Source organism: Bartonella gabonensis (assembly GCF_903679515.1).
GTDB classification, from domain to species: domain Bacteria; phylum Pseudomonadota; class Alphaproteobacteria; order Rhizobiales; family Rhizobiaceae; genus Bartonella; species Bartonella gabonensis.
In genome coordinates, this window is sequence record NZ_CAHOYM010000054.1 from 1 (window position 1) to 7,062 (window position 7,062).

Annotated in this window: 2 protein-coding genes; both read right to left on the reverse strand. The window is 34.3% G+C overall.

Annotated elements, in window-relative coordinates:
- Positions 1-241: 241 nt before the first annotated feature.
- Positions 242-775, reverse strand: coding sequence for an LbetaH domain-containing protein (locus HWX04_RS07565; protein WP_175869527.1), 534 nt, complete (start codon positions 773-775; stop codon positions 242-244).
- Positions 776-2,495: 1,720 nt separating this feature from the next.
- Positions 2,496-7,062: type ISP restriction/modification enzyme (locus HWX04_RS07570; RefSeq protein ID WP_175869528.1), on the reverse strand; the 4,567-nt coding region annotated here is incomplete at its 5' end.

Consider the following 7,062-nt stretch of genomic DNA (forward strand, 5'->3'; position numbering starts at 1 on the left):
CCTTTTCAATAAAACCACCGACAACCCCAGCTTTAACATCAGCAAAGTCTTTTAATGCTTTAATGCGATAAAGGGTTGTAATCTCTCTAGTAAACATATTTTTAATTTGTTTGATTTCACTGGTTAATTCATATTTTTTAGACATAAGGATACCCTCACAATTTAATGTGATAACGATTTGATAAAATTTTTGAATGAAATGTTTTAAAGAGAGGGCACCCCCGCCGCGCCCGTGCTTTATTTAAGCAGTGTCATTTAGTGACTGATCGTTATAGACGGTTTCTTTATTACGGATTTCAATATTACCGTGAATCCAGGTATCGCCTTTAATGACAGCATTGCGAAAAATCTTTACATTTGGAAAAATACAAGCATATCCAGAGATTTTCGCATTGCCATAAATTTGACCAGCCACCACAGCCTTGCCATAAACACGGGCGTTTTCATAAATGCAAGCAACATTGTTTACATGAGCATAACCACTTACAACGGCATTATCGTAAACTCTTGCATTGCTATAAACCTTGGCTTTACCTCCAACCCAGCAATTGCTATCATGGGATAAGTTGCTTTCACCTTGTATAAAACCACCTAAATCCCCTTTTTTAACATCTCCAAAATCTCTTAAAGCTCTAATTCTATAAAGTGTTTTAAAGCCAACCTCTATTGTTTCACCTGTAAATTCATATTTTTTTGCAGGCTCTTGTTTGTTAACAAAGGTGGTTTCATTTGCAATTTTAGAGATAACGAGGGTGTTTTTTGATATAGTTGTCATAATTAAATCCTACATGTTTATATGTTTGTTATTGACACCCATAAGAGCGTCGGGCGCTAACAAACACGGCATGTAGTCCGTTGTTACACTTTTCCCATAAAAGGGTATTGTATGGTGTAACTACACCCGACAAAATCATCATATATGCTAACTAAAGCATAAAAGATAGCCAGTTTTTAAAAGCTTTGGAAAGATTGTATCGTAATCTATCCGCTACATGTTCAGTGTTTGTTAATCACTTGATTATTTATATAACAAAATACGTATTTATTGTTAATTAATTTATACACTTTTTTGATATTTTTTATGATTTTTTTAAATGCATTGTGTGTAAATATTTATCATATGCTTATTAATTGCTTCTTTTGTATTATATATTGTTAAAGCTATATTATGGGCTTTCTTAAACAATTGCGTTATTTTTTGAATCTATACATTTATAATATTTAGAAACGCTCTCGTCATGTGTATTTTTAACTTTATAACCTATCAATTTTTTATGAAATGGTTTTAAAGATTTCTGTTAATTTCTTTTTATAACACATTTGCAACTTAACAGCCTTTTATAGGAACTGTCTTTATAACCAATGCTTTCATTTGCATTATGATTATGAAAACCAGTCTTTTTTCACGGGTGTTTTATAGCTGTTATTCATTATAACCACCGCATCATTTTTCATTTTCATAAAAGAAATGGTAATTGTTATTTATTGCTTTTTATGAAAACATCTAAAGAGAGATTGATAACTCTAGAGATGAGCAAAATCCCTTTTAATAGACTTTTGTCATTTTTGTCAGTTTAGTCAGTTCTTTTTATACCCTATATTATTTTTTTCAAATGAGAGAAAATTAAAAACATTACATTTCAATATGTTAGCATTTTAATGATACAACCTATATCGACAATACAGCCATAAATTCAACTAATAATATATATTTATCAGTTATTTGTCAGTAAATTGAACCGACAAAAGTAATCATTTTAGTGCGTAATTAAAACGTGTTTTATGAAAAGCGTATGAAAGTGAAAACTGATTACATTATCAAAATCCCTTTAATGAATTTTTATCAGTCTGCTTAAATAGATAAATTTATGATTTTAGTGAGTGATTAAAATGTGCTTTATGAAAACATGTGATCCTTTAAAGCCTTTCAAAAGACAGTTATAATTATAAGAAATGCTATCAAGATCATTATGGTTATGAGTTTTGGAGGTTTAGGGGGTTTTGGAGGTTCTTTTTTACACCCCCTTTATATATATTTTTTAATTAAAAATAAAAGTTATTATATTTCAATATGTTAATGTTTTAAATAAACAACCTATATTAAACACAATACGTAAATACAATCTTTAATATATATTTAAGAGGGTTTTGTAGAGGTTTTGGGTGTTTTAAACACTGTCAAAACCTATAGCAAAATGAATATACATAACTCTCTTCAAACAGAGCTTTTAAAAAGGATAAAGCTATTATTTGAGATTACGGTATAATCTCTTAAAGGCAATTCAAAAGAAGCGTATTCTATTTAAAATGGGATTTCTTATCAGTCTTAAAGCAATCCAAATGATAGTGTCTAAAAGTGCAAATGATTTCTTTTTAGAAGAACGCATATAAACACTCCTTTTAAGATTATATCTAATCAACTTACAAAAGAGGTATAGCTATATTCTATACCCCTATAGATTAGCATGCCTATAATGTGAGTATGCTTTATAAGCTTATTCAATTTCTTTAATTTCTAATTTTGGTAGTTTTTTCACGATTTTCATTGTCTCTAAACTTACAGTAATAACCCTTTGAAACAATTCTAGAGGGTAGGCAGGGTTTCCAACGGTTTCAACAGCATAGCGATTGGCATCATTTATAATACCACTCTTTTTATCAGTCTTTACACATTGACGACCCATAACCCATTCAAGAGCCGGCTTGCCATTGACGATATACTCATAAGCTTCAAGAGGAATATCAGTCATTATGATGTTGCTGTTGTAAATAACCGTCGATTTATCCTTTTCCTTACTATTCTTAATTTTTGCGAATTTCATTTCTGTAACGTAATAAAATTCCTTAGGATTAGAGATATCTGTTTGTTTCGGATTGCCTTTTTTAAATGAGACTGGATAAGGTTCTACAGTTTCATAATTCACGTGCAAGTGACCGAGTTCACGCCCTGCTGTAACAAATTTCCAAAAATCATCAGCACTCTTTACACAAGGGATACGAGGCAATTCTTTGCATAAATTATGAGCATAACGAGTACGATAATCTTCCGAATGTAATAATCCATAAACATAATAAAAGATATCTTCTTTTGTTATGGTCTCATTAGGATAAGCCGCTTTAAAATGTTCTAATCCCGCATCTGTAATACCATCACGAACCTTCTTTTTTGTGTCTGTAGCAAACAAATTATGATCATGATGTTTTTCTTCTTCACAATAGAGCATAAACGGATAGCATCTTGATTTTTCTAATGTATCAAAGCTAATCGGCTTATTTGTCATGAGACAGGAAAAACCTGATCTATTTCCTATTCCCGAAACACAAATGCCAAGATTGTTAAGAATATTTGGATTAAAAAATTGATGCGTATGTCCTAGCCCTTCATTTAAGAATGGTGAAGTATAATGCCACATTGCCATGAATGGGCGATAAAGAATAAGAGCCTTTAAATGAGGTTCAAATGTTGCATTTATATCTTTCTTCAATTTAGAGATAAGAGCATCAGCCCAACTAATTTTGGTAGCATCATAATCAATGATCTTTTTTATAGGTATAGACGGATTTTCAGCAACGAGACGCTTTTGTTCATTAAAAAAATTAATTGTTTTTTGAACGGATTTATTTAATGCATCATTCGAGAAATTACAAACCCAAGCATCCCGTGCTGTTCTCATGCCAAGTGATACTTCTTCAAAGAGTTTAGTATCTATTGAAGTATTCCTATCTCCCATAGGCATGAATTGGTAAAAATTGACATCTCTTGGTTTTATCCAGTCATGCTTTTCATTAGGAGTAATTTCAATAAGCTGTTTGGATTGTATTATTCCTTTTATACTCTTAAATTTACGCAATTGCTTTAATTTTTCCTTTGTAGAAAGATCATCTCCAATATCATGATAGTAAATCTTACAAGGCTGTTGTTTTTTTGGATTCCGTACAAAAAGAGTTATTGATATTCCATTTTGACATCCAGAGCCAAAGACGTTTTGTCCTTCTTTTGCCATTCTGTTCGACAATCTGTTTTTTCGAATATCCCCACGAAGATTAATAATATAAATAGAAGAATATTCACTTTGTAGGCAACTTCGCATACCATCAGCAGAAATTTTATCTATCCATCCATTACCAGAAACATAAGCCACAACACCACCTTGTGGACTGAGGCGATTACTTGCCCAACGAATTGCCCTAATATAGCTGTCATAAAGCTTATTGCGATTCATTTTTTCTGTTGAACGTAATATATATTGTTCATAAATATTATCATCAAGTGTGTCATAACGCATATTTGGATTATTATCATTGGCACTTTTTTGCCCTACGGAATAAGGGGGATTGCCAACAATAACTTGGATATCTGCTTCCTGCTGTTTTTTACACCGCTCTGAATTTTCAAACATATAGCGTATGAAGAAATCTTTCTCTTCCAGCATCAGAAACGTATCGGTTAAACAAATCCCTTCAAAGGGGATATAGTTACCTTTCATAAGACTATGATAGGTCGATTCAATGTTAATGGCAGCTATGTAATAAGCTAAGAGAACAATTTCGTTGGCTTTGATTTCATTTCGGAATTTATATTCCATATCCTCTGGTTTTATGAGATTGGATTGTAAAAGCCGTGTGATAAAGGTCCCAGTCCCTGTAAAAGGGTCTAGAATAGAGACGCCTCGAGAACTCAAACTTTGTCCAAACTCTTGCTCTAAAACATCATTGACGGAATGTAAGATAAAATCGACTATTTCAATAGGCGTATAAACAATTCCAAGTTTATCTGTTGTCTTTTTGAATGCCTTGGTAAAAAAATCTTCGTAAAGTTGAGTAATAAGATTCTGTTTTGCACGCGTTTCAATAATGCCCTCTGTATCCTCCTTTACACTTTGATAAAACTTTTCAAGATCTTTAGCTTCTTCTTTGATATTCATTTTATCAAGTTCAGCTAAGATCTTTTCCATAGCTTGTGAGATAGCATTTTTACTTACAAACTCATTTCCATCAAACAAGGATTCAAAAATAGGACGCGTCACAAGATGTTGCGCCAACATCTCGAGTGCATCCTCTTGCTCGATACTGTCATTTAAACCATTCTTTAATTCCTTGTGAAAGTCATGAAAGGCGCGATAAGCTTCACTCTTTTTATCAGCAAGTATGCTTTTAAGACGGATAATATGATTTTGTGCAATTGCCGCGACATTACCCGCCCAATTTCCCCATTGATTAGGTTCTCCACATTTTCTGATAATGATTGGCTTAATAGCACGTGATAATTCATCAATATAAAACTCGAATTCCTCTTGTCTTCCACCCTTATGTGAACTTTCATTTGCTACTGAACCAATATGAAGCCCAGCACTTTCAGATTTTGCATGAAAGGATAGTTCGTCAACGACTGCGGTCATTGCTTGTAAAGCAGGGTCAAAAGTTACCCCTACAATCTCAAACAGATGACGAACATCTTGATCTAGCTCTAAGGCTTTCATTTTGTTTTTAAAGTGGTCATCATGAGCACGCAACGCATTGAGAACTTGCCAAATGACATCATACTTTTTATTGTTTTCTAAAGCCTGTTGTGGTGGAATATTGAAGGGAATACCAACGGGTAGAATGATATAGCCTCTTTTTTTACCTTCTGCTCGACGCATGACGCGTCCTATGGCTTGAATAATCTCAATTTGACTTTTGCGCGGGTGTAAAAATAGAACAGCATCAAGAGCAGGAACATCAACACCTTCAGAAAGACAGCGTACATTGGTCAACACACGGCAGGTGTTTTCCCCCGCATCTTCCTTTAACCAATCAAGTTGTTTTGTACGCTCTTTAGCACTAAAGCTTCCATCAATATGGGCAAGGGTACAGTTAAGAGGGGGAGTATCTTTACAGTTTTTATGAAGGGCGCGCAAAGATTCTTGCACTTTTTCTTTTTTGAATTCCTTGCATATGCGTTTAGAGGTCTCAATATCTTTGCAAAATGCTAAAGCTCTACGCATAGGCTTGGGGTTATCTTCAAGATCAAGTTTCAAGTCCATTTTGGTAAGGGCTCTATAACAGCCATTAATCTTGGTTCTATCATCGAGAATAAGTTCATAATCATCACTGGTTATCAGATGTTGAATGGATTGGCTTACTTCTTCTTCGTTGACAACTAATATGATAACTTTACAAGGTGATAACAGCTTATCCTCTAAAGCCCTTGAAAAGCTGTAATTATAAAGTTGTTTGCCATAGAGTTTTTCATTATCCATGGACACCAGAACGGCATCGGATACGTCAGCCTTCTTTTTCAGCTTGTCAGCAAAGATCCTTGGTGTTGCTGTCATGTAGAGGCGTTTTTTACCGCCAATGATACTGTTATCATGAACTTTGATAAATTCAGATTCATGCTTGTCTGTTCCCAATACAACCCCCGTTGTTCTATGGGCTTCATCACAAATGATCAGATCAAATTCGGGTAATCCATATTCCTTTTGTGCATCCGAAATCACTTGAATGGAATGATACGTCGAAAAGACCACCGTCATTACATCAAGAGAGGTCTTATTGGCTTTACGTGCAAGTGCTTGCGCATCGGTTGTAGCGGGTAAAACAAGATCAGAAGCATCGAGACCAGATTCATTATCATGCTTCCCTTTACGACGTTTGCCCACTTGTGTATCAGAACACACCGCAAAGGAACGCAAGGGCACTTCTGTATCAAGGGTCCATTCACGGATTGTTTGTGACATCAAAGCAAGAGAAGGCACTAAAAACAACACACGCTTGCCTTGACCTGCTATTTGTTCTGCTATCTTCAAACTAGTGAAAGTTTTGCCCGTTCCACATGCCATAATCAGCTTGCCACGGTCTGCTTCTTTTAAACCTTCACAGACATCTTTCAATGCTTCCTTTTGATGATCTAAAAGCTTTTTTTTCGGTTGCTCTTTAAGGACAGCTTGTCCTYTTTCTTTATAAGCACCCCAATCKATTTGACTGTTTTCTAAATCAAACAGATTAATCTGTTGAATACGAACCTCTTGTCCATCACACGTGTTGTTCGCATTATCACTCCAATTGCTTTCAGTGCTA

Coding starts and splice junctions, on each gene's coding strand:
- HWX04_RS07565 (WP_175869527.1), bottom strand. CDS start 775: ATGACAACTATATCAAAAAACACCCTCGTTATCTCTAAAATTGCAAAT.